Source organism: Bradyrhizobium valentinum (genome assembly GCF_001440405.1).
GTDB classification, from domain to species: Bacteria; Pseudomonadota; Alphaproteobacteria; order Rhizobiales; family Xanthobacteraceae; genus Bradyrhizobium; species Bradyrhizobium valentinum.
In genome coordinates this window covers 42,930-43,967 of sequence record NZ_LLXX01000118.1, presented here as the reverse complement: position 1 = coordinate 43,967, position 1,038 = coordinate 42,930, and the positions used below count along the sequence as shown (strand labels likewise).

Sequence of the window (1,038 nt, the reverse complement as noted above, 5' to 3'; positions counted from 1 at the left end):
GCGCAGCTCAAGGAGCGCATGAAGATCCCGGTGTTCCACGACGACCAGCATGGCACGGCCATCATCGTCGGAGCCGCCATCGTCAATGGGCTGCTGTTGAACGGCAAGAAGCTGGCTGATGTGAAGATCGTCTGCTCGGGTGCAGGTGCTGCGGCGATCGCGTGCCTCAACCTTTTGGTATCGATGGGCGCGCAGCGCAAGAACATCTGGGTCTGCGACATCGACGGCGTGGTGCATGAGGGACGCAATACGCTGATGGACCGCTGGAAGGCGGTCTATGCCCAGAAGACCAATGCCCGCGTGCTGGCCGATGTGATCGGCGGCGCCGATATCTTCCTGGGGCTTTCCGCGCCCAACGTGCTGACCCCTGACATGGTCAAGTCGATGGCCGACCAGCCGCTGGTGATGGCGCTGGCCAATCCGAATCCGGAAATCATGCCGGAGGAGGCGCGCAAGGCGCGCCCCGATGCGATGATCTGCACCGGGCGTTCCGACTTCCCGAACCAGGTCAACAACGTCCTGTGCTTTCCGTTCATCTTTCGCGGCGCGCTCGACGTCGGCGCCACCGGGATTAACGAGGAAATGAAACATGCAGCGGTCGATGCGATCGCGCAGCTCGCGCGCGATCCGCCGTCGGACGCGGTAGCCCAGGGTTTTGACAGCGGTGAGGCGCAAGGGTTCGGCCCAGGCTCGCTGATCCCGAGCCCGTTCGATCCGCGGCTGATCCTGCGTATCGCGCCGGCCGTGGCGAAGGCTGCGATGGACTCCGGCGTGGCGACGCGCCCGATCAAGAATTTCGAGGAATATACCGCGCTCTTGGAACGCTTCGCCTTCCGCTCCGGCCTCGTCATGAAGCCGGTTTTCGCCAAGGCCAAGACCCAGCCGGTTCGCGTGATCTATGCCGAGGGCGAGGACCAGCGCGTGCTCCGCGCCACGCAGGTCGTGCTGGAAGAGAAATTGGCGCGGCCGATCCTGGTCGGGCGGCCTTCCGTGGTCGAAGCAAGGATCAAGCGTTTCGGCCTCTCGATCAAGGCCGGG

The 1,038-nt window shown here is 64.2% G+C and carries 1 protein-coding gene; it reads left to right on the top strand.

Annotation, left to right across the window (positions count from 1 at the left end; genetic code table 11):
- Positions 1 to 1,038: phosphate acyltransferase (locus tag CP49_RS47455; protein ID WP_249762055.1), on the top strand; the 1,038-nt coding region annotated here is incomplete at both ends.